The organism is Chryseobacterium taichungense, assembly GCF_900109935.1.
In the GTDB taxonomy this organism is placed as follows: domain Bacteria; phylum Bacteroidota; class Bacteroidia; order Flavobacteriales; family Weeksellaceae; genus Chryseobacterium; species Chryseobacterium taichungense.
The window spans coordinates 209,501-231,776 of record NZ_FOBV01000007.1 but is presented as its reverse complement, the minus strand read 5'-3'; the positions used below and the strand labels follow the sequence as shown (position 1 = coordinate 231,776).

Sequence of the window (22,276 nt, the reverse complement as noted above, 5' to 3'; positions counted from 1 at the left end):
ATTTATTTCATACCACAAATTGAGCGAACTGAAAGCATAATTTATTTATATTTGTATGGTCTTTACCGTAAAATGAAAGAAATATGAAGAACTGTCTGAATTTAAAAAATACACATTTAAAAACAATTCATGCTTTATTCATTGCATCTTTAATTACAATTTCCTGTGGAAGTTCAAAAAAAGTAGCTTCCGGTCATAAGACAATTACAAAATCCGTTGCCAAAACTGAAAATCTCAGAAATCTCGAATCTAAATTTAACGGTAAAATTTCCACATCCATTAATGAAATTCTGAAAGATGCTGAAAAATACCTTGGAGCACCCTATAAATTCGGAGGAAATACTTCATCAGGATTTGACTGCTCGGGATTTACAGTAAAGGTTTTTGAGGAAAATGATTATAAACTTCCCAGAAGATCATCGGATCAGGCAGAAGCAGGAAATAAAATAGACATCAAAGAGGTAAAGCCCGGAGATCTTTTATTTTTCGCAACAGCTGGCGGAACCAGAGTTTCCCATGTCGGAATTGTTCACGATATCGGTAATGACGGAGAGGTAAAATTTATTCATGCTTCCACAACAAAAGGCGTTATTATTTCATCATTAAACGAAAAATACTGGAATAAAGCTTATCTGCATGCACAGAGAGTACTTTAATTTTCCCCAAAAACAAACAAAACAATATTCCTCTGATTGTTATGTTCAGAGTATTTTCCTTAACTTTTTGTATCTTTGACGCGAATAATTTAAACTAGAAACATGTCGTTACAACAAACAATTGAAAATATCTGGGACAACAGAGAATTATTGCAGAATGAAGATAGCCAAAAGGCGATCAGGGAGGTTATTGCTTTGGTTGATAAAGGAGAACTTCGTACAGCAGAGCCTACTGAAAATGGCTGGCAGGTAAACGAATGGGTGAAAAAAGCAGTAGTGATGTATTTCCCAATCCAGAAAATGGAAACTATTGAGGTAGGTCCGTTTGAATTTCATGATAAAATGCCTTTAAAGAAAAACTATGCTGAAAAAGGTGTGAGAGTTGTACCGCATGCAGTAGCAAGAGAAGGCGCTTACATTGCTCCGGGAGTAATTATGATGCCATCTTATGTGAATATCGGTGCTTATGTAGATTCAGGAACGATGGTCGATACCTGGGCAACCGTTGGAAGCTGTGCGCAAATCGGTAAGAATGTTCACCTTAGTGGCGGTGTAGGAATCGGTGGCGTTCTGGAACCGCTTCAGGCTGCTCCGGTAATCATTGAAGACGACTGCTTTATTGGTTCAAGATGTATCGTGGTAGAAGGTGTACATGTAGAAAAAGAGGCTGTTTTGGGAGCGAATGTGGTTCTTACGGCATCTACAAAAATCATCGATGTTACAGGTCCTGAACCAATTGAGATTAAAGGAAGAGTTCCTGCTCGTTCTGTTGTGATCCCTGGAAGCTATACAAAACAATATCCGGCGGGAGAATACCAGGTTCCGTGCGCTTTGATCATCGGCCAGAGGAAGGAATCCACAGACAAAAAAACGTCTTTAAATGATGCGTTGAGAGAGAATAATGTTGCTGTTTAAGAGTAAATTTTAAACTAATACGAATATTTTGAAAGAAAAATTTCTTAAAATAATCCTAAACCCTAAATATATATTTGGGGTTTATCTTATTATATCCATAGTCACTGCGATTTCCAAATATTTACGGGGAGATTACGCGATCAACAATTATCTGATTTTTAAAAATGTATTTTTTAATACGATCCATCAGAAAAACCTGTTTGTCCATTATCCCGATCTTTATTTTGATTTAAATCATTACGGTGTTTTTTTCAGTGCGCTTATTGCACCTTTTGCCATGATGCCCGACTGGCTGGGAATATCTTTATGGAATGCTGCCAATACATTCATTTTTATTTATGGTATTTATAAATTACCGTTTTCAGATTTCAAAAAGGCACTTTTCGGGTTGTTAGCTTTGCAGGAATATATTACAGCAGCATTAAGCCTGCAGTTTAATGTAGCGCTTACAGGGCTTTTATTGTTATCAGCGGTTTATATTTATGAAAAAAAGGAGGTAAAATCGGTAACGGCAATTTTAATCGGAGTGTTTGTAAAAATCTATGGAATTGTAGGGCTATCACAATTTTTCTTCATTAAAAATAAAGTGAAATTTATTCTTTCAGGCATAATCATAGCTGTACTCTTTTTTGTATTGCCTATGGTTTATTCCAGTCCGGGATTTGTTATTCAATGTTATTCAGACTGGTTTCAGTCAATTGTAGAAAAGAATAATGAAAATCAGGTTTTGGGAAATATGCAGGATATTTCGCTGATGGGATTTTTCAGACGGATTCTTGGTGACGCATCGATTTCAAATCTAGTATTTCTTGCATTCGGATTACCACTTTTTGCCGCACCCTATTTCAGGATAAGACAATACAAGCATTATGCTTTCCAGCTGATGATTTTAGCTTCCACATTGTTATTTTTGGTGCTATTTAGTTCAAGTTCGGAGTCACCTACTTATATCATCGCTGTTGTTGGTGTGTTGATCTGGTTTTTCCTCCAAAAAGAAAGAAGTCCTTTTATTATCGGATTATTGGTATTCGTAATCATCTTTACGTGTTTTTCTACCTCCGATCTTTTCCCGAAATTCGTAAAAGAGAATTATATCATTAAATATTCTTTAAAAGCCGTACCTTGCATTGTAATCTGGCTAAGGGTAATTTACGAGCTTCTTACCAAAGATTTTGAGAAAAATTACAGCCTTGAATAATGATATGAAGAAAATTTCAATAGTCATTCCTGCCCATAACGAAGAAGGAAATGTAGCTTTGGTTTATCAAAAAATTAAAGAGGTTTTCGATACACTGGAGCATTACAGTTTTGAAATCATATTCGTAAATGACGGTAGCAGGGACAAAACCCAACAACAACTAGAAGAACTTTCAATACAGTATGAAGAGATAAAATTTATTGAGTTTTCAAGGAATTTCGGCCATCAGCCCGCGGTAAAGGCAGGCATGGACAATGCTTACGGAAATGCAGTGATCTCAATGGACGGCGATCTTCAGCATCCTCCGGAACTTATTCCGGAGTTGATTCAAAAATGGGAAGAAGGTTTTGATATTGTGTTTACCGTAAGAAAATATCCTAAGGAAATTTCTTTATTTAAAAGGAAAACTTCAGACTTTTTCTATAAAATTCTTTCAGGCTTATCGGATGTTGATTTAACGAAAGGCGGTGGATCAGACTTCAGACTCATGGATGCCGGAGCAGTAGAAGTCATGCGCAATTTCCATGAAGATGATCTTTTTTTGAGAGGCCTTACCAGCTGGATGGGCTTTAAACAGACCGGAATAAACTTTACTGCCAATGAAAGGCTTTCCGGAAAAAGCAGCTATAATCTTAAAAAAATGATTACGTTTGCTTTTACGGGAATTACGGCATTCAGCGTTAAACCACTTTACATTGCCGCTTATCTTGGCTTTTTATTTTCTGCTATTTCGGTGATAGGATATGCGATCTATGTGATCTATTCATTCATCGCCAAAACGGAGATTTCAGGATGGGCATCGCTCATTATGACAATTGTTTTTTTCGGAGGTTTACAGTTGATTATCCTGGGAATCATAGGAATCTATTTAGGTAAAATCTTCAAACAGGTAAAAGACAGACCAAATTACATCATCAAAAATAAAAATTTTTAACATGGTTTTATTAAGTTTTGACATTGAGGAATTTGATATGCCATTGGAATACAAAGGTGAAATTTCTTTTCAGAAGCAGATTTCCATTTCCCAGCAGGGTTTGGAAAGAATTCTGGATATCCTCAAAAAACATCATGCAAAAGCGACATTCTTTTCTACTGTTGTTTTTGCGGAAAACAGTAAACATTTAATCGAAAGATTAATCAATGAAGGCCATGAACTGGCCTCACACACCTGGTACCATTCTGATTTTAAGGAAGAACATTTGAAACAGTCAAAAGAAAGGCTGGAAGAATTATTCGACACGAAAGTTATTGGCTTGAGAATGCCGAGAATGATGCCAGTAAGCAAAAATGCAGTGGAAAATGCAGGATATCAGTATAATTCGTCGATTAACCCCACATTTCTTCCCGGAAGATACAATAATCTCAAAGTTTCCCGAACCTATTTTAAAGAAGGAAATGTGACACAGATTCCGGCTTCGGTTTCTCCGAATTTCAGAATTCCTTTATTCTGGCTAAGCTTTCATAATTTTCCGCTGTCTTTTTACAAAAAGCTGGCTTCAGATACATTAAAAAAAGATAAATACCTTAATATTTACTTTCATCCTTGGGAATTTGCAGCAATTAAAGATGATGAATTTAAATTACCGGGCTTTACTGTAAAAAATTCAGGAGAAGACATGATAAAACGTTTTGATGACTTTTTACTATGGCTAAAAAGTAAAAATCATTCATTCGGGACATTTCAGGAATTTCAAAAACAGATCGGCTCATGAAAATAGCTTTTGATGCAAAACGTTTTTTTCACAATACTTCAGGATTAGGGAACTATTCGCGGGATCTTGTGAGAATTTTAGCAACCTATTTTCCTGAAAACGAATATATTTTATTAAACAAAAATAAATCCGAAAGAGCAAAAAATATTCTTGATTTGCAGAATGTTCGTTTTGTAGAAACATCAAAAGGAAATTTTTCGCGCCAATTGAAAATGGGTAAAGATGCCCAGCATCAGAATGCAGATATTTTTCATGGCTTATCGGGCGAACTTCCCTTAAAATGGGGCAGTAAACCTATTAAGAAAATCGTAACAATTCATGATCTTATTTTTATTCGGTATCCGCGATATTATTCATTTTTTGACCGTAAAATTCACTTCTGGAAATTTAAAAAAGCAGCAGATTCCGCAGATAAAATCATAGCCATATCTGAACAGACAAAACAGGATATTATTACGTTCCTAAAAGTTCCGGAATCTAAAATTCAAGTGATTTATCAAGGTTGTCACAAAGCATTTAAAGAACAGCAATCGGAGGATTTTGCTCAACAGACAAAAGAAAAATTTAACCTTCCTGAACGTTTTGTTTTAAACGTCGGTACAATTGAGGAGCGTAAAAATCTCCTGAACATTGTTAAGGCATTAAAAGACACTAATATTCCATTAGTCGTTGTCGGCAAAAAAACAAAATATTTCAAAAAAGTCGAAGGTTTTATTCGTGAAAATAAAATGAAGGTTCATTTCCTTGAAGGCGTTTCCATGGATGAATTGGCCGTGATCTATAAACTTGCAGATATATTCATTTATCCAAGTTTTTTTGAAGGTTTTGGAATTCCTGTCATTGAAGCATTATTCTCAAAAACGGCGGTGATCACGAGCAATACAAGCTGTCTCCCTGAAGCCGGCGGCCCGGATTCTGTCTATATTGATCCAAAAAATCATCTTGACATCCAGGCAAAAATTAAATTTTTATGGCAAAATGAATCGGAAAGAAAACGACGTGCTGAAAAGGGTTTCGAGTATGTTCAGAAGTTTAATGACGAGCCCATTGCAACCGAATTAATGAATCTTTATAAAAATATTTTACGATAAAATTTGCATGTTTAAAATTTATTACTTTAAATTTGCACCATACAATTCAAACAAATGAAACAGATTTTTTTAACAGTTCATCATTATCATCATCATCTCTGCTAAGACGGAATTGATTGATATGTGAATGCGTTAAGAATCAAAATAATTAAAAACCGTCTGAGTAAACAGGCGGTTTTTTGTTTCTAAATTCTTCCCGGGCAATTTATATCCATTAAAGCATTTTGTTTACTCAGACACAACAAAAGTGAAATGAGTATATTAAAAATTGCTATACAAAAAAGCGGCAGACTTTACGACGAATCATTGCAGCTGCTCAAAGATTGCGGTATTTTAGTCAACAACGGTAAAGATCAGTTAAAAGTTTCCGTAGATAATTTCCCAATGGAAATCATGTATTTACGGAACTCTGATATTCCACAATACCTTGAAGACGGAATCGTTGATGTTGCGATCATCGGAGAAAATCTTATCGTTGAAAAACAAAAAAACATTCAAATAATTCAAAATCTGGGTTTTTCAAAATGTCGTGTATCATTAGCCATCCCTAAGGAAATTGAAACTGATGATATCAGCTATTTTCAGGGTAAAAAAATTGCCACCTCTTATCCCAATACACTTAAAAATTTTCTTGATGAACATAATATCTCGGCAGATATCCACGTGATTTCAGGTTCGGTAGAAATTGCGCCCAATATCGGACTTGCCGACGGAATCTGTGATATCGTAAGTTCAGGAAGTACTTTGTTTAAAAATGGACTGAGAGAAACAGTGACCCTTATTACTTCAGAAGCGGTTCTTGCCAAAACATCAGAACTCAGCACAGAAAAAACTGCTATTCTTGAAAAATTTTTATTCAGGATTAAAGCTGTTTTAAAAGCAAAAAATTCCAAATATATCCTGATGAATGTCCCGAATGAAAAAATAGAGATCATCTCAAAAACGCTTCCCGTTCTTAAAAGTCCAACCGTTATTCCGCTGGCCCAAAAGGGCTGGAGCAGCATCCACTCTGTAATTGATGAAGACCGTTTCTGGGAGGTCATTGATGAACTAAAAGAGAAAGGAGCACAGGATATTCTTATTATTCCAATTGATAAAATGGTGATTTAAAATGAACGTTATACAATATCCACAAAAAAATGAATGGTCGAAATTCATTAAGAGGCCGGCTATAAAAAAAGAAAAACTTACAGAAATAATTGCCGGTATTTTTTCACAGGTAGAAAAAAATGGAGATCAGGCTTTGATTAATTTCAATAAAAAATTCGATGGAGCAGAAACTAAGAACATCAAAGTTTCAGAAGAAGAAATAACTTACGCGGAGGAACAAATCAGGAATGACTTAAAATCGGCAATTCAGGAAGCAAAGGAAAACATTACCAAATTTCACGCTTCTCAAATCCCTGGAGTTGAAAAGATTGAAACGACTGAAGGCGTATTTTGCTGGCGGGAAAACAGGCCTATCGATAAAGTCGGAATTTACATTCCTGGCGGTACGGCACCGCTGTTTTCTACGGTTCTGATGCTTGCCATTCCGGCGCAATTAGCCGGCTGTAAGGAAATTATTTTATGTACTCCACCTGATACTCAAGGAAATATACATCCTGCCATTTTATTTACGGCAAAACTTTGCGGAGTAACTGAAATTTTTAAAGTAGGTGGGGCCCAGGCCGTTGCTGCAATGGCTTTAGGAACGGAAAGTATTCCAAATGTTTACAAAATTTTCGGGCCGGGAAATCAATATGTTGTCGCCGCAAAAGAATTCGCTCAAAATTATAATGTCGCCATCGATATGCCTGCGGGACCAAGTGAAGTTCTTGTCATCGCCGACGAACAGGCAATTCCTGAGTTCTGTGCAGCCGATTTACTGTCACAGGCCGAACATGGAAGTGACAGTCAGGTAGTTTTTCTTTCAACTGATGAAAAAATTTTTAACGAAACCATCAGAGAAACGGAAAATCAACTTGCAGCACTTCCAAGAAATGAATTGGCAAAAGAAGCCTTAAAAAACAGCCATTTCATTTTACTCAACACGATTGATGATACATTGGCATTCAGCAATTTGTATGCACCTGAACATTTAATTCTGGCAATAAAGGATTCTGAAAATTTTATTGCTAAAATTCAAAATGCGGGTTCTGTCTTTTTGGGAAACTTTTCCTGCGAAAGTGCGGGAGATTATGCAAGCGGCACAAATCATACACTTCCCACCAATGGATTTGCAAAGAATTACAGCGGAGTTTCACTTGACAGTTTTGTGAAGAAAATTACTTTTCAGAATCTGTCAGAAGAAGGATTGAGAAATTTAGGAAAAACTATAGAAACTATGGCAGAAGCAGAAGGATTATTCGCCCACAGAAATGCCGTTAGCATAAGATTAAAAATAGAAAATGAAAAATTTTAATGTATATAATTTAGTCAGAAAAAACATATTAGAACTTAAGCCGTATGTGAGTTTCAGAGATCAAAATGAATTTATTTCACCTGTTCTGCTTGACGCCAATGAAAGTCCGTTCGGAGAACTGAATCGTTATCCTGACTCCACGCAGAAAGAACTAAAGCAAAAACTAGCTGAAATAAAAAATATTTCAGTCGACCAAATTGCAATAGGGAATGGCAGTGATGAATTGATTGATCTTATTCTTAAAGTCTTTTGTGAGCCTAAAAAAGATTCGATTTTAGTGATGAATCCTTCATTTACAATGTATGGTTTTTATGCTAATATTAATGAAAATAATGTGATACAGCTAGATTTAGATGAAAATTTTGAAATTGATAAAGAAGAATTTTTAAAGATATCTAAAGATAATAATCTTAAAGTTTTTTTTCTCTGTACACCAAATAATCCAACAGGAAATGCAATAGAAGATATTGAGTTCTACATCAAAAATTTTAACGGAATTGTCGTTGTTGATGAAGCATATATTGAATTTTCAGAGAAGGAATCGAACATTAGGCTTTTAGAGAAATACTCAAATCTTATTGTACTTCAGACATTTTCAAAAGCGTGGGGAATGGCTGGCGCAAGGGTAGGCACCGCTTATTCATCAGATGAAATTATAAAGCTGATTAATACTGTAAAAGCACCTTATAACGTCAACTCATTAAGTTTAAATAAAATTATGCAATTAATTAGTTATAAAAATATTATAGATAAAAATATAAAAAGTACTTTAAATGAAATTTCAAGAATAAAAAATGAATTACTTAATGTAGAATGTGTTAAAAAAGTATTTCCGACAGATGCTAATTTCTTTTTAATTGAATTTTATAATGCAGAAAAAGTATATCAGGAATTACTGAAAAATGAAATCCTTACCAGCAAAAGAAGTCCTCAGATTCCGGAATGCATCAGAATAAATGTTGGAAAAAAAGAAGAGAATAATAAGTTAATTAATGTTTTAAAAGGAATTTAATTAAATGAAAAAAGTACTATTTATAGACCGCGACGGAACATTAATCATTGAACCGCCAACAGATTTCCAGGTTGATTCTCTTGATAAATTAGAATTTTATCCGGGAGTTTTTCAGAATCTCGCAAAAATCGTTAAAGAGTTTGATTATGAATTGGTCATGACTACCAATCAGGACGGATTAGGAACAACAAGTTTTCCTTATGAAAGCTTTATTAACCCTCACGAAAAAATGTTGAAGTCATTTGAAAACGAAGGGATTATTTTTAACGATATTCTCATTGACAGGAGCTTTGAACATGAAAATCTTCCAACTAGAAAACCCAGAACTGGATTATTGGGAAAATACATCTACGGAAACTATGATCTTAAAAATTCATTTGTGATCGGTGACAGAATAACGGATATTCAGTTAGCAAAGAATTTGGGCTCAAAAGCTATTTATATCAATAAAACTCAAAATGTAGATGCCGAACTGACAACAGAAAGTTGGAGTGAAATTTACCTGTATCTTAAAAAAACTCCCAGAAAGGCAACAGTAGCAAGAAAAACCAATGAAACAGCGATCGAAATTGAAATCAATCTGGACGGAAACGGCCAGGCCAACATCGAAACCGGGCTTCAATTCTTCAATCACATGCTTGAGCAGATTTCAAGACATGGCAATATCGACTTAAAAATTAATGCAAAAGGAGATTTACATCTTGATGAACACCATACGATTGAAGATACAGGAATTGTTTTAGGAGAAGCTTTTGCAAAAGCATTAGGCAGGAAAAAAGGTATTGAAAGATATGGTTTTCTTCTTCCGATGGACGACTGTCTGGCACAGGTGGCCATTGATTTTGGTGGGCGTTCCTGGCTGGTGTGGGACGTCAATTTTAAAAGAGAAAAAATAGGGGATGTCCCTACGGAAATGTTTTTTCACTTCTTTAAATCTTTTACCGATTCAGCTCAGTGTAATATCAACATCAAAGCTGAAGGTAAAAATGAACATCATAAGATTGAATCTATTTTTAAAGCATTTGCAAAAGCCATAAAAATGGCAGTAAACCAAACGGATCAAAATTTTAATATCCCATCAACCAAAGGAACTTTATAAAATGATAGCCATAATAAAATATAACGGCGGAAATGTAAATTCTGTACAGAATGCACTATCAAGATTAAATGCGGAATCTATTATTACCGATGATACTGAAATCATAAAGCAAGCAGACAAAGTCATTTTTCCCGGTGTCGGTGAAGCCTCTTCAACAATGAAAATACTAAAAGAGAAAGGGTTAGATCAGTTAATTCCCACTTTAACGCAACCAGTTTTAGGTATCTGCCTCGGAATGCAGCTGATGTGTAGAAACAATCAAGAAGGAAACACAAAAGGAATGGGCATTTTTGATGTAAGCGTTAAAAAATTCCCTACGGAAAATATTGTTCCGCATATGGGCTGGAATACGCTTTCCGATCTTACGTCAGATATTTTCTCAGGAATTAAGGCGGAAGACGATTTTTATTTTGTTCATAGTTTTTATTGCGGGCTATCACAGAATACAACTTCTGTCTGCAATTACATTTTACCTTTTAGTGCAACTTTACAAAAGAATAACTTCTTTGCCACACAGTTTCACCCTGAAAAATCAGGAAAAACAGGAAATATTCTACTTAAAAACTTCTTAAACCTCTAATTATGAAAATCATTCCCGCCATTGATATTATCGACGGAAAATGTGTCCGACTGTCGAAAGGCGACTACGGGACAAAAAAGATATATAATGAAAATCCTCTTGAAATTGCCAAAGAATTTGAAAACTTTGGGATAAAATATCTTCACTTAGTAGATCTTGACGGTGCAAAATCAAAACATATTGTCAACCAAAAAGTTTTAGAAACCATAGCGAAAGAGACATCTTTGGAAATAGATTTCGGTGGTGGTTTAAAAACTTTAGAAGATATTGAAATTGCATTTAATTCGGGAGCGAAACAAATTACCATTGGAAGCATTTCGGTTCAGGATCCTGAATTTTGTTCCAGCTTGATTGATCGATACGGAGAAAAAATTATTCTTGGTGCTGACTGTTTTCAGCGGAAAATAAAAACTTCAGGCTGGCTCGAAGAAAGTGAACTTAATATTATAGAATTTATTCTTGAATATCAGAAAAAAGGAATAAAAAATGTGATCTGTACTGATATTTCAAAAGACGGAATGCTGGAAGGGCCTTCCACAGAACTTTATCAGGATATTTTAAATCAAACTGCTGTACAGCTTACCGCAAGCGGAGGCATATCTTGTCTGGAAGATGTTTATAAAATGAAAGAAATAGGATGTTCCGGAACCATTATCGGAAAGGCAATTTATGAAGGCAGAATCAGTTTAAATCAACTACAAAATTTTATTCAAAATGCTTAAAAAAAGAATAATTCCCTGTTTGGATATCAAAGATGGGACGACCGTAAAAGGAATTAATTTTAAAGGACTCATAAATGCAGGCAATCCTGTTGAACTTGCAAAAAAATACGAACAGGAAGGTGCCGATGAACTGGTATTTCTTGATATTACGGCAACGTTGGAAAAACGCAAGACATTCGTTGAACTTGTAAAGAATATTGCCACAGAACTCAGCGTTCCTTTTACTGTCGGCGGTGGAATTGCAAGCATTGAAGATGTGAGAATATTACTCGAAGCCGGAGCCGATAAAATAAGTATAAATTCTTCGGCAGTTAAAAGTCCACAGCTTATTGATGATCTTTCTAAAGAATTTGGAAGTCAGTGTGTTGTAGTGGCTATTGACACAAAATTTGCAGACACGGGTGACTTTGTTCATATTAAAGGAGGGAGAGAAAATACCGGGATAAAAACTTTAGAATGGGCAAAGATAGCTGAAGATTTAGGCGCAGGAGAAATTTTACTGACTTCAATGGACGGTGACGGAACTAAAAGCAGTTTCGATCTTAGAATGACGAAGTTGATTTCAGAAAATGTAAATATTCCTGTAATCGCTTCCGGAGGAGCTGGAAAAATTGCAGATTTTGAAATGGTTTTTAAACAAACCAAAGCTACCGGGGCTCTGGCAGCAACCGTTTTCCATTTCAATGAAATAAAAATTCAGGATTTGAAAAGTGAATTAAAATCTAAAAATTTAACCATACGATGAAAATTAATTTTAATAAAAATGAAAACGGTTTAGTCCCTGTCATTATACAGGATAGCAGGACATTGCAGGTTTTAATGTTAGGTTACATGAATGAAGAAGCTCTTGAAAAAACCGAAAAAGAAGGAATAGTCACATTTTTCAGCCGTTCAAAAAACAGGTTATGGACAAAAGGTGAGGAGTCGGGAAATTTCCTTACCGTAGAAAGTATAACTACAGATTGCGATCAGGACACGATATTAATTAAAGCTTTGCCTAAAAACACCGTTTGTCATACAGGAAGTTTCAGTTGTTTTGGTGATAAAGATTCCAAAGGATTTATATTTGAACTGGAAGACAATATCAACCGGCGAATTAATGAAAAAGCAGAAAATTCATATACTTATTCACTGTTCCGGAAAGGAATAAATAAAATCGCCCAAAAAGTAGGAGAGGAAGCTGTAGAGCTGGTTATTGAAGCCAAAGATAACGATGATAATCTTTTCAAAAATGAAGCAGCCGATCTTCTATATCACTTTTTGATTTTGCTAAAATATAAAAATTTGAGCTTACGTGATATCGAACAAATTCTTATTGAACGTAGCAAATAAAATGATAATGGCTTAAAAAGGTTTCGGCGGGCTTTGCCCGCCGAAACCCCATATCTACGAAAACTAATTATTTTCCAATAACAATTTTTCTTACCGCAGTTTGATTATTTGTTTTTATATTACACAAATAAGCACCGTTAGCCAGTGCTGCAACGTTGATCTTTGTCTCATTTTGCGTATTGCTAATTAAACGGCCGTTCATATCTGTGATTTCTACATGAAAATCTTTAATATCTTTCGGCACTTCAATATTGATAAAATCCCGGGAAGGATTAGGATAGATTTTGACTGATTCTAAAGAATTTAAACTTACATCTTTAGTACCAAGCTGAGCAGTCGTTGCCGTGGCAAAATGTTGCAATGCTCCAACAGCAGCCTTTCCTACGTTAAATACATATACTGGATCTACATTGGCAAAAGTATCATTTATGGTATGTTCATTGTAACTTCTTTCATTTTCATAAAATCCTGTAATGATATCACCATTTGCTTCAAAAGGCATATAATCAGAAGAATATGCATTAGACATGACAGTTTGCAACGGAGAATATAATTCCGTACAGTTAGCCAATTGTTGAGTGAAAGCAAGCGACTGTGCATTATTGCCCGTTTGTCCGGATTGATCACTCTCGCATTTTATAGCGTCATTAATATTACCAAGTTGTCCACCTACCTGGTCGATATTAAAGACTAACCGAACATTAAGTTGTCGCACGCCATTTTGGAAAACTACATTGTCGGCGTAATGGCCACTACCTTGCAATCCCTGCTCTTCACCGGAAAAATGAATAAATTTGATTGAATACTCAGTTGGAATATCTTTCAGAATTCTTGCTGCTTCGAGAATGATTGAAGTTCCACTGCCATTGTCACTCACACCGGGACCTGTAATCGTATCGTAATGACCGCATATAATAACATAAATATTAGGATAAAGCGTTCCTGTCTTCGTTATAATTAAATTTTTTGAATTTACATTTCCTCCAAATGTAAAAGCATCTTCCGTAATCTGATTAGCAGAATACCCATAAGACTGATATTTAGCTTTCAGCCAGTTCAAGGCATTTGTATTGGCCGCTGATCCGGTGGTTTTCACGCCGAGATTTTCAAATTCCTGGAGAAGGGTGGTAATATTGGTTTGGGAAACCTGATCGGCCCGGTTTTTATAAGCCTGAATAAAACTTTGAGCCTGCAAGCCATAGGATGCTAAAGAAATAAGCAGAAGAGTACTTAGTTTTTTCACTTTTAAATAAAATTTTTACGTATTTAATAATTAGCAAATGTATATAATAAAAAAATCCCAGGCAAAAAACCCGGGATTTATATTGATAACAAAAATTTTACATTATTTTACTTGATCTACAACTGCTTTGAAAGCTTCAGGGTGATTCATTGCTAAATCTGCTAAAACTTTTCTGTTAAGCTCAATGTTGTTCTTTTTAAGAGCTCCCATAAATTGAGAGTAAGACATTCCGTGCTCTCTGGTTCCCGCATTGATACGAGTGATCCAAAGTGCTCTGAAGTTTCTTTTCTTCTCTTTTCTACCACGGTAAGCATATTGCATTGCTTTTTCTACCGCGTTTTTAGCTACCGTCCAAACGTTCTTTCTTCTACCGAAAAAACCTTTAGCTTGCTTAAAAATTTTCTTTCTGCGAGCTCTTGAAGCTACGGCATTTACTGATCTTGGCATAATTTAAATTGTTTTTTTGAAATGTGCGGTAAATATTTCATTACTCTTAGTTGCTCCATTTCAGGGTTAAAATGTTGAATTTGTTTTGAATTCTTATAAACCGAAATATAGATTTATAAAAACTACTTAATTGCTAATTGACGTTTAACACTTTTCTCGTCCACAGAAGCAACGTAAGAAGTTTGCGTAAGATTTCTCTTCTGCTTAGTTTCTTTCTTTGTTAAGATGTGGCTTTTGAAAGCATTTTTTCTTTTGATCTTACCAGAACCGGTAAGAGCAAAACGTTTCTTAGCACCTGATTTCGTTTTTAATTTTGGCATTGTTTTGCTTTTTATTGTTTTGTTATCAATTCTTTTTCAATAAGTAATGTATTCGTTCACCATATAGCAATGACAAATAGTTGTTACACTGTTATACTTTTGAAATTGTTACATTACTCTGGGCGTGTCCCTCGCTCGTTCGTTCCGCTTCGCCCCACTCACTCACTCGGGTCGGGCTATTCATTACAAGTCCTCGCTCAGCGCTATTTCCTTCGCTTGCTGTGGGCTTTTCATTACTATCCCTCACGCAAATAATCGCGTCTGCAAAATTACTAAAAATAATAATACAAAAAGAGACTTTCATAGAAAATCTCCTTTTGTTATCTTAAATCATCAGTAAGCCTAAAGCTTTAAAACCGATGATCATACATTATAGATTATTTAGCCGGTTTTTTAGGACTCATCATCATAATCATTCTCTTTCCTTCAAGTTTGGGAAGCTGATCTACTTTTCCAACATGCTCCAGCTCCTGGGCAAGTTTTAAAAGAAGGATTTCTCCCTGGTCCTTAAAGATAATCGAACGTCCTTTAAAAAATACGTAGGTCTTTAATTTTGAACCTTCCTCAAGGAATTTTTCAGCATGCTTCTTCTTAAATTCGTAATCGTGTTCGTCGGTCTGAGGTCCGAAACGGATTTCTTTTACGACCACTTTTACCTGCTTGGCTTTAAGTTCCTTCTGTTTTTTCTTTTGCTCGTATAAGAACTTTTTATAGTCCAAAACTCTAGCAATAAACGGTTCAGCCTTATCGGAAATTACTACCAGATCAAGCTCCTGCTCCTGAGCAATCTGTCTTGCTTTTTCTGTAGGATATACTCCCGGCTCTACGTTATCGCCCACTAAACGAAGCTCTCTCACACGAATTTTATCGTTGATCAAGTGAGCGTCCTCCTGTACCGGACGTCTCTGTGGGCCCCTGTTGTTAAATCTTTGTGCTATTGTATTATAATTTTATTGGTTAACTCTAATTTAATTATATCCAGTATTAATTTATATACTATTTCAATACTGAATTTTGAATCGTTGATTTTTATATCGCAGATTCTTTTTTGAAATAAGAAACGAAATCCTCAAGATTCATAGCTCCTAAATCGCCTTCACCCCGTCTACGTACAGAAATTGTGCCATCCTTCTCTTCATTTTCACCTACAACCAGCATGAATGGAATTTTGTTTAATTCTGCATCACGGATCTTTTTACCCGTCTTTTCGTTTCTGTTATCAATCTGACCGCTAATATCGTGATTTTCTAAAAATTCTGAAACTTTTTTAGCATAATCTGCATATTTTTCACTGATGGGCAGGATAATAAACTGATCCGGGCTTAGCCACAACGGGAAGTCTCCGGCAGTATTCTCCAGAAGGATCGCAATAAAGCGCTCCATAGAGCCAAACGGCGCTCTGTGAATCATTACCGGTCTGTGCTTCTCATTATCATTTCCGATATAGTGAAGATCAAATCTTTCCGGCAAGTTATAATCAACCTGGATCGTTCCAAGCTGCCATTTTCTGCCTAAAGCATCCTTTACCATGAAATCAAGCTTAGGACCGTAGAATGCTGCTTCACCGTATTCAACAACCGTTTTCAAACCTTTGTTTTTCGCCGCTGTGATGATTGCATTTTCGGCTTTTTCCCAGTTTTCGTCGGAGCCTATATATTTTTCTCTGTTTTCAGGATCTCTTAATGAAACCTGAGTCACAAAATCTTCAAAACCTAATGATCTGAAAACATAAAGTACAAGATCAATAACTTTTTCAAACTCACCCAAAAGCTGATCCGGAGTACAGAATAAGTGTGCATCATCCTGAGTAAATCCACGAACTCTTGTCAAACCGTGAAGCTCTCCTGATTGCTCATATCGGTAAACTGTTCCGAATTCTGCGTATCTTTTCGGTAAGTCTCTGTAGCTCCATTGCGAAGTTTTATAAATTTCACAGTGGTGAGGACAGTTCATCGGCTTCAGCATGAATTCTTCTCCTTCATTCGGAGTTTTGATCGGCTGGAAGCTGTCTGCTCCATATTTATCCCAGTGACCGGAAGTTACATACAATTCTTTTGCCCCGATATGTGGCGACATTACGAATTCATAACCTCCCTTTTTCTGAGCGGCAGAAAGGAAATTCTCCAGTTTTCTTCTTAAGGCAGTTCCTTTTGGCAACCAAAGCGGCAACCCGGCACCTACTTTTTCAGAAAAAGCAAAGATTCCTAATTCTTTACCTAATTTTCTGTGATCTCTTCTTTTGGCTTCTTCAAGCCTTTCAAGATATTCTGTTAATTCTTTCTGTTTAGGAAAAGAAATACCATATACTCTTGTCAGCTGAGGATTTTTTTCATTTCCTCTCCAGTAAGCTCCGGCTGCATTTAAAATCTTAACAGCTTTTACAATACTTGTATTCGGAATATGTCCTCCACGACAAAGATCTGTAAAATCATCGTGGGTTACAAAAGTGATTTCCCCATCATTCAGATTAGAGATCAGTTCTACTTTATAAGGATTATCTGCGTAGACTTTTAATGCTTCTTCTTTAGAAACAGGGTACAATGAAAAAGTTGAACCTTTTTTAGCATTTTCCAATACTTTCTTTTCAATTTTCTCGAAGTCTTTTTCAGATAAACTTTCGTCACCGAAATCTACATCATAATAGAAACCGCTTTCGATAGCAGGACCGATCGTTAACTTAGCATTAGGATAAAATTCAAGGATTGCCTGCGCCAGAAGGTGGGCAGAAGAATGCCAAAATGCTTTCTTTCCAAGATCATCATTCCATGTCAATAGTTGTACCGTAGAATCCGTGGTAATAGGTGTGGTTGTTTCTACTTGTTTGTCATTAACAATTGCGGAAATGGTGTTTCTAGCCAATCCCTCGCTTATAGATTTTGCCACATCTAGCGGAGTAACTCCCGCCTCGAATTCTTTGACACTATTGTCTGGAAGTGTAATTTTTATCATTGTTTACTAAGAAATTTTAAGATGCAAAAATACGGAATTTTTATTTAAAATGCTACAGATGTATCTATTTGGCGGAAGATTTAATACTAAAAAGCAAATAAAACCGTTTTTAAAGATTGAAATAATATCAACCTTTTAATTATGAATATGTTAGAATTATTTTAATGATCTCTTTTATATCTCACTTTCTCTTTAATAATTTCGATAACGTCAACATTTCTTACTTTAGATTTTACCCAGCCATGAATATCGATGTATAATAAAGACCTTCTGTAATATTCATTTCCTTCAAAAACATCCAGCTTTTTATCAAATTCTTTAAAAGATTCCAACTGATTGTGAGGCGTTAAATTATTCAGATTTTTAAAAAAATTCACGCTTTCAAAATGAAATTCATCCGGCTTTTTCATTTTTCTCGCGAATTTAAGAGTTGCTTTGATAAACTCATCATAATCTTCATCATTTCCTGACTCATACTTAGCCATTAAAATCAAAATCCGTGTATGAAACAGCAGATCTTCCTGAACATTTCCTTTAGATTCCGTTATTTTTAAAGCATATTTTATTGATTCTTTAAATTTCTTACTTCCGAAAAACATAGCTGCCATTTTAAGATACAAAATCATAAAATGATGCTCATCGATTTTGTCGCGAAGCCTTTCCATTTTCAATTCAATTTCCGGAATCAGTTTTGAGCCTGAAAAGAATTCACCTTTAACAAAGTGAATATTCATCAACGTATTATAATGTGTCAGAAAAATAAGAGATTGTAAGTTTTCATTTTGAGTAAAACTTGAAGAATGTACGACCTTATTAAATGTGTTAAAACTATTTTCTAAAATATCAATATTCCCATAAAGAAAAAGGATTTTCAGGAGGTACGTATTTCCTTTTATATACCAAACAGGATGACTCATGATCATCTCGGGATTTTTGTGAAATAAATCTACCCACTGAAAGGCATATTTCAATGTATATTTATATTCCTGGAGCAATTGGTTTTTCCAGACATGTGCTTTAAAATACCACAGTTTCTCTGTAAAATTCAGTTTTTCAAAAGTTATTTTTTGAATTTGTGAAGTAAAGATTTCCATGACTTCAGCACGCTCTTCATCAGTTTTTACATAGCCGTGTGTCAGCATTTCACTGTAGAGTTTCAGCGAAAGATTGGATAATTCTGTGGCATAGTGATTCTGCTTGCTGATTTCAGTTGACTGCCTGATGAGTTCATCTGCCCGCCCTTCAATACTTCTTGTAATAAACTGTGACTCAATTACTTTCTCCAAATCAATCACTTCCGAAGCAATTGTTTTCTCATCAAGTTCCAATGCCGACTGTTTCGTTTTGTCTAAAATTTTCAAAGCCTGCTTATAAAGACCTTTCTGATACAGAATATTTGCAAAGTCAAGCTGTTCACGCAATTGGATCCGGTAATTCTGGTGACTCGGATTCATACGTAAGCTCACTAAAATTTGCTTATAAAGGTGCGCTTTTAAATTTGACAGCTGTTGTTTTGTGGAAATTTTTTTGCTGATGATTGTATTTTCATCATATTCTTTCATCTTATCGATTGCCGAAAAAAGAAGAAGAAATTTTGCATCAACATTAATTCCAAGACGGTTTACATACAGCTTGAATTGCCTTTTTTCCGAAGTCGTCAATGACTTAATAAGGACAAATAAAAAATCTTTCTGCAATTCTGCCATTGTAAATTTTTATAAATTAAAATACTGATAAACAAATAATTAAATTCAAATTTCAATATTTTGAGTATTGTAATTTTTATTAAAAACAATAAAGACTAAACGTTTCATCTTTCTAGTTTTGATTCAAAATTAAGTAAAAAACTTCATTATGAATTCCGAAAAAGTTGAAATTTTTGATACCACACTACGGGACGGAGAGCAGGTTCCGGGTTGCAAACTCAATACGGAACAGAAATTAGCGATTGCGGAAAAACTCGATGAGCTTGGTGTAGACATCATTGAAGCGGGATTTCCTATTTCCAGTCCGGGAGATTTTCATTCCGTTTCAGAAATTTCAAAATTAGTAAAAAATGCAAAAGTATGCGGGCTGACAAGAGCTAACCAAAAAGATATCGAGGCTGCTGCCGAAGCACTGAAATACGCCAAAAGACCAAGAATCCATACAGGAATCGGAACTTCAGATTCTCATATCAAATACAAATTCAACTCCAACAGAGAAGATATTATCGAAAGAGCCGTTCAGGCTGTAAAATATGCCAAAACTTTCGTGGAAGATGTGGAATTTTATGCCGAAGACGCCGGAAGAACCGACAATGATTATCTTGCGAAAGTTTGCGAAGAAGCCATCAAAGCCGGAGCAACAGTTCTTAATATTCCTGATACAACAGGGTATTGTCTTCCTGAAGAATACGGAGAAAAAATAAAATATTTAAAAGAAAACGTAAAAGGAATTGAAAAGGCGGTTTTATCCTGCCACTGTCATAATGATCTTGGACTGGCCACAGCCAATTCAATTTCGGGGGTAATTAATGGGGCAAGACAGATAGAGTGCACCATCAACGGACTTGGAGAAAGAGCAGGAAATACCGCTCTGGAAGAAGTTGTCATGATTCTTAAACAACATAAAAATTTAAAATTATACACAGAGGTCAACTCCAAAATGCTCAACGCTATGAGTGTTTTGGTGTCTGATCTTATGGGAATGCCCGTGCAGCCGAATAAAGCTATCGTGGGAGCCAATGCTTTCGCTCACAGTTCGGGAATTCACCAGGATGGTGTTATCAAAAACAGGGAAACTTACGAGATTATCGATCCTTCGGAGGTGGGCGTAAATGCTTCATCGATTATTCTTACAGCAAGAAGCGGACGTTCAGCACTCGCGTACCGATTCAAAAATATCGGTTTTGATGTTACTAAAAATGAGCTTGATTTTTTATATCAGGAATTTCTTAAGATAGCTGACCATAAAAAGGAAGTCAATAATGATGATTTAAGTTTAATTATTGATAAAGTAACAAAAAAGATAGGGTAGAGGATTGATTTTCTTTTAGATATAAAATAAAATGAATAATAATAAAACACTTTTTGATAAAGTCTGGGACGCTCATGTTGTGGAAACTGTGCCCGACGGACCTCAAATTATATATATTGACAAACATCTGATCCATGAAGTAACAAGCCCACAGGCTTTTGCAGAACTGGAATCACGAAACCTGGAAGTTTTCAGGCCACAACAGATTGTTGCTACAGCTGACCATAATGTTCCCACATGGGATCAGGATAAGCCAATACGCGACGAGTCTTCCAGAAACCAGGTTCAACAGCTTACAGAAAATTGCAAAAAAAACAATATTGAACTGTATGGTTTGGGTCATCCTTATCAGGGGATCGTTCACATCATTGCCCCGGAACTGGGAATTACACAGCCGGGAATGAGTATTGTCTGCGGAGACAGCCATACTTCAACACACGGAGCTTTTGGGTCTATTGCCTTCGGAATTGGTACAAGCCAGGTAGCACAGGTTTTTGCAAGCCAGTGTTTACTGCTGAATAAACCAAAATCTATGAGAATTACCGTAAATGGGAAATTAAATAAAAACGTTCAGCCAAAAGATGTAATTCTCTATATCATTTCTAAAGTCGGAACCGATGGCGGAACGGGATATTTCTGCGAATATGCCGGAAATGTTTTTGAAGAAATGTCGATGGAAGGAAGGATGACCGTCTGCAATATGAGCATTGAAATGGGAGCCCGCGGCGGAATGATCGCACCGGATGAAACCACTTTCAGTTATGTCAAAGGAAGAACATTTGCACCGGAAGGCGAAGAATGGCAGGAAAAATTGGAGTACTGGAAAACGCTGAAAACAGATGACGGAGCGATTTTCGATACAGAGTTTACATTTGACGCTTCTGAAATTTATCCGATGGTGACATACGGAACAAATCCGGGAATGGGAATTTCGATCAGTCAGAATATTCCTGTTCCACAGAATGATTCTGAGGAAAAGGCACTGAAATACATGGGTTTAAAAGCAGGCCAGGCGCTTTCTGATATCAAAGTGAATTATGTTTTTATCGGAAGCTGCACCAATGCAAGAATCGAAGATTTCCGTTCGGCGGCACATTATATTAAAGGTAAGCATAAATCAGAACATGTACAGGCTTTAATTGTTCCGGGGTCACAACAGGTTGTAAAACAGATTTTTGAAGAAGGCCTGGATAAAATTTTTAACGAGGCAGGTTTCCAAATAAGACAGCCGGGATGCTCCGCATGTTTAGCAATGAATGATGATAAAATTCCGGAAGGTGAATATTGTGTTTCGACTTCTAACAGAAATTTTGAAGGAAGACAAGGACAGGGAGCAAGAACAATATTAGCAAGTCCTTTAACTGCCGCAAAAGTTGCTATCGAAGGGAAAATTTCGGTCTTTGAAAACTGATGGTACGAGTGAATTTTACTTCGTAAGTGAATTATCAATGGTGAATTATCAATGGTGAATTTTATTACATAAGTCAATAGTCAACGGTGAATAGTCAAATGTTTATTTTAATGTTTTAAACAATTTACTATTGACTCACAAAGTGAAAACCGTTCACTTTTCTAGCC

22 protein-coding genes are annotated in these 22,276 nt (G+C 35.7%); 16 read left to right on the top strand and 6 right to left on the bottom strand.

Annotated elements, in window-relative coordinates:
- Window positions 1-83: 83 nt before the first annotated feature.
- From BMW64_RS15895 to hisIE, 14 genes are all read left to right on the top strand, one after another.
- On the top strand, window positions 84-656 hold the full coding sequence (locus BMW64_RS15895) for a C40 family peptidase (protein ID WP_090000935.1): 573 nt from the start codon (window positions 84-86) through the stop codon (window positions 654-656).
- 102 nt (window positions 657-758) lie between these two features.
- Entirely contained in the window at window positions 759-1,571 is an 813-nt protein-coding gene (locus BMW64_RS15890) for a 2,3,4,5-tetrahydropyridine-2,6-dicarboxylate N-succinyltransferase (RefSeq protein ID WP_090000934.1), read from the top strand.
- 28 nt (window positions 1,572-1,599) lie between these two features.
- Window positions 1,600-2,769, top strand: a complete 1,170-nt coding sequence (locus BMW64_RS15885; RefSeq protein WP_090000933.1) for a glycosyltransferase family 87 protein — start codon at window positions 1,600-1,602, stop codon at window positions 2,767-2,769.
- A 4-nt stretch (window positions 2,770-2,773) separates the two neighbouring features.
- Window positions 2,774-3,703, top strand: a complete 930-nt coding sequence (locus BMW64_RS15880; RefSeq protein WP_090000962.1) for a glycosyltransferase family 2 protein — start codon at window positions 2,774-2,776, stop codon at window positions 3,701-3,703.
- Between the two features lies 1 nt (window position 3,704).
- On the top strand, window positions 3,705-4,481 hold the full coding sequence (locus BMW64_RS15875) for a polysaccharide deacetylase family protein (RefSeq protein ID WP_090000932.1): 777 nt from the start codon (window positions 3,705-3,707) through the stop codon (window positions 4,479-4,481).
- Window positions 4,478-5,572 carry a glycosyltransferase family 4 protein gene (locus BMW64_RS15870; protein WP_090000931.1) on the top strand — a complete coding sequence of 365 codons (1,095 nt, stop codon included), beginning with the start codon at window positions 4,478-4,480 and terminating at the stop codon, window positions 5,570-5,572. The genes BMW64_RS15875 and BMW64_RS15870 overlap by 4 nt, the downstream gene beginning before the upstream one ends.
- Window positions 5,573-5,824: 252 nt before the next feature.
- On the top strand, window positions 5,825-6,682 hold the full coding sequence (gene hisG, locus BMW64_RS15865; RefSeq protein WP_090000930.1) for an ATP phosphoribosyltransferase: 858 nt from the start codon (window positions 5,825-5,827) through the stop codon (window positions 6,680-6,682).
- A gap of 1 nt (window position 6,683) precedes the next feature.
- Entirely contained in the window at window positions 6,684-7,976 is a 1,293-nt protein-coding gene (gene hisD, locus BMW64_RS15860) for a histidinol dehydrogenase (protein ID WP_090000929.1), read from the top strand.
- On the top strand, window positions 7,963-8,988 hold the full coding sequence (gene hisC / locus BMW64_RS15855; protein ID WP_090000928.1) for a histidinol-phosphate transaminase: 1,026 nt from the start codon (window positions 7,963-7,965) through the stop codon (window positions 8,986-8,988). The genes hisD and hisC overlap by 14 nt, the downstream gene beginning before the upstream one ends.
- 4 nt (window positions 8,989-8,992) lie before the next feature.
- The gene (gene hisB / locus BMW64_RS15850) at window positions 8,993-10,087 is read left to right on the top strand and encodes a bifunctional histidinol-phosphatase/imidazoleglycerol-phosphate dehydratase HisB (protein ID WP_090000927.1); all 1,095 of its coding nucleotides are present in this window, start codon (window positions 8,993-8,995) and stop codon (window positions 10,085-10,087) included.
- Window position 10,088: 1 nt separating this feature from the next.
- A complete protein-coding gene (gene hisH, locus BMW64_RS15845) occupies window positions 10,089-10,667 on the top strand; it encodes an imidazole glycerol phosphate synthase subunit HisH (protein ID WP_090000926.1) in 579 nt (192 codons plus the stop codon).
- A 2-nt stretch (window positions 10,668-10,669) separates the two neighbouring features.
- Window positions 10,670-11,389, top strand: a complete 720-nt coding sequence (gene hisA / locus BMW64_RS15840; protein ID WP_090000925.1) for a 1-(5-phosphoribosyl)-5-[(5-phosphoribosylamino)methylideneamino]imidazole-4-carboxamide isomerase — start codon at window positions 10,670-10,672, stop codon at window positions 11,387-11,389.
- Entirely contained in the window at window positions 11,382-12,134 is a 753-nt protein-coding gene (gene hisF / locus BMW64_RS15835; protein WP_090000924.1) for an imidazole glycerol phosphate synthase subunit HisF, read from the top strand. The genes hisA and hisF overlap by 8 nt, the downstream gene beginning before the upstream one ends.
- Entirely contained in the window at window positions 12,131-12,721 is a 591-nt protein-coding gene (gene hisIE, locus BMW64_RS15830) for a bifunctional phosphoribosyl-AMP cyclohydrolase/phosphoribosyl-ATP diphosphatase HisIE (protein WP_090000923.1), read from the top strand. The genes hisF and hisIE overlap by 4 nt, the downstream gene beginning before the upstream one ends.
- Window positions 12,722-12,788: 67 nt before the next feature.
- Here hisIE and BMW64_RS15825 read toward each other — a convergent pair whose 3' ends face one another.
- From BMW64_RS15825 to BMW64_RS15795, 6 genes are all read right to left on the bottom strand, one after another.
- Window positions 12,789-13,964 (bottom strand): M28 family peptidase, encoded by a 1,176-nt coding sequence (locus BMW64_RS15825; protein ID WP_090000922.1) that lies wholly within the window; start codon window positions 13,962-13,964, stop codon window positions 12,789-12,791.
- 102 nt (window positions 13,965-14,066) lie between these two features.
- Window positions 14,067-14,411: a 50S ribosomal protein L20 gene (gene rplT / locus BMW64_RS15820; RefSeq protein WP_034694451.1), complete on the bottom strand. Its 345-nt coding sequence runs from the start codon at window positions 14,409-14,411 to the stop codon at window positions 14,067-14,069.
- A gap of 122 nt (window positions 14,412-14,533) precedes the next feature.
- Window positions 14,534-14,731 carry a 50S ribosomal protein L35 gene (rpmI, locus tag BMW64_RS15815; RefSeq protein WP_090000921.1) on the bottom strand — a complete coding sequence of 66 codons (198 nt, stop codon included), beginning with the start codon at window positions 14,729-14,731 and terminating at the stop codon, window positions 14,534-14,536.
- A gap of 377 nt (window positions 14,732-15,108) precedes the next feature.
- On the bottom strand, window positions 15,109-15,609 hold the full coding sequence (infC, locus tag BMW64_RS15805; RefSeq protein WP_177175308.1) for a translation initiation factor IF-3: 501 nt from the start codon (window positions 15,607-15,609) through the stop codon (window positions 15,109-15,111).
- 151 nt (window positions 15,610-15,760) lie between these two features.
- Window positions 15,761-17,680: a threonine--tRNA ligase gene (gene thrS, locus BMW64_RS15800; protein WP_090000919.1), complete on the bottom strand. Its 1,920-nt coding sequence runs from the start codon at window positions 17,678-17,680 to the stop codon at window positions 15,761-15,763.
- Between the two features lie 161 nt (window positions 17,681-17,841).
- A complete protein-coding gene (locus tag BMW64_RS15795) occupies window positions 17,842-19,386 on the bottom strand; it encodes a hypothetical protein (protein ID WP_090000918.1) in 1,545 nt (514 codons plus the stop codon).
- Window positions 19,387-19,534: 148 nt separating this feature from the next.
- On the opposite strand from BMW64_RS15795, the gene BMW64_RS15790 reads away from it, so the two are divergent.
- Together BMW64_RS15790 and leuC are read left to right on the top strand one after the other, a co-directional pair.
- Window positions 19,535-20,698, top strand: a complete 1,164-nt coding sequence (locus BMW64_RS15790; protein ID WP_090000917.1) for a 2-isopropylmalate synthase — start codon at window positions 19,535-19,537, stop codon at window positions 20,696-20,698.
- Window positions 20,699-20,729: 31 nt separating this feature from the next.
- Window positions 20,730-22,109, top strand: a complete 1,380-nt coding sequence (gene leuC, locus BMW64_RS15785; RefSeq protein ID WP_090000916.1) for a 3-isopropylmalate dehydratase large subunit — start codon at window positions 20,730-20,732, stop codon at window positions 22,107-22,109.
- Window positions 22,110-22,276: the final 167 nt, after the last annotated feature.

Coding starts and splice junctions, on each gene's coding strand:
- BMW64_RS15875 (WP_090000932.1), top strand. CDS start 3,705: ATGGTTTTATTAAGTTTTGACATTGAGGAATTTGATATGCCATTGGAA.
- hisC (WP_090000928.1), top strand. CDS start 7,963: ATGAAAAATTTTAATGTATATAATTTAGTCAGAAAAAACATATTAGAA.
- BMW64_RS15890 (WP_090000934.1), top strand. CDS start 759: ATGTCGTTACAACAAACAATTGAAAATATCTGGGACAACAGAGAATTA.
- leuC (WP_090000916.1), top strand. CDS start 20,730: ATGAATAATAATAAAACACTTTTTGATAAAGTCTGGGACGCTCATGTT.
- BMW64_RS15880 (WP_090000962.1), top strand. CDS start 2,774: ATGAAGAAAATTTCAATAGTCATTCCTGCCCATAACGAAGAAGGAAAT.
- hisD (WP_090000929.1), top strand. CDS start 6,684: ATGAACGTTATACAATATCCACAAAAAAATGAATGGTCGAAATTCATT.
- BMW64_RS15795 (WP_090000918.1), bottom strand. CDS start 19,386: ATGGCAGAATTGCAGAAAGATTTTTTATTTGTCCTTATTAAGTCATTG.
- BMW64_RS15790 (WP_090000917.1), top strand. CDS start 19,535: ATGAATTCCGAAAAAGTTGAAATTTTTGATACCACACTACGGGACGGA.
- hisIE (WP_090000923.1), top strand. CDS start 12,131: ATGAAAATTAATTTTAATAAAAATGAAAACGGTTTAGTCCCTGTCATT.
- rplT (WP_034694451.1), bottom strand. CDS start 14,411: ATGCCAAGATCAGTAAATGCCGTAGCTTCAAGAGCTCGCAGAAAGAAA.
- hisH (WP_090000926.1), top strand. CDS start 10,089: ATGATAGCCATAATAAAATATAACGGCGGAAATGTAAATTCTGTACAG.
- thrS (WP_090000919.1), bottom strand. CDS start 17,680: ATGATAAAAATTACACTTCCAGACAATAGTGTCAAAGAATTCGAGGCG.
- hisB (WP_090000927.1), top strand. CDS start 8,993: ATGAAAAAAGTACTATTTATAGACCGCGACGGAACATTAATCATTGAA.
- rpmI (WP_090000921.1), bottom strand. CDS start 14,731: ATGCCAAAATTAAAAACGAAATCAGGTGCTAAGAAACGTTTTGCTCTT.
- BMW64_RS15870 (WP_090000931.1), top strand. CDS start 4,478: ATGAAAATAGCTTTTGATGCAAAACGTTTTTTTCACAATACTTCAGGA.
- BMW64_RS15895 (WP_090000935.1), top strand. CDS start 84: ATGAAGAACTGTCTGAATTTAAAAAATACACATTTAAAAACAATTCAT.
- hisA (WP_090000925.1), top strand. CDS start 10,670: ATGAAAATCATTCCCGCCATTGATATTATCGACGGAAAATGTGTCCGA.
- hisG (WP_090000930.1), top strand. CDS start 5,825: ATGAGTATATTAAAAATTGCTATACAAAAAAGCGGCAGACTTTACGAC.
- hisF (WP_090000924.1), top strand. CDS start 11,382: ATGCTTAAAAAAAGAATAATTCCCTGTTTGGATATCAAAGATGGGACG.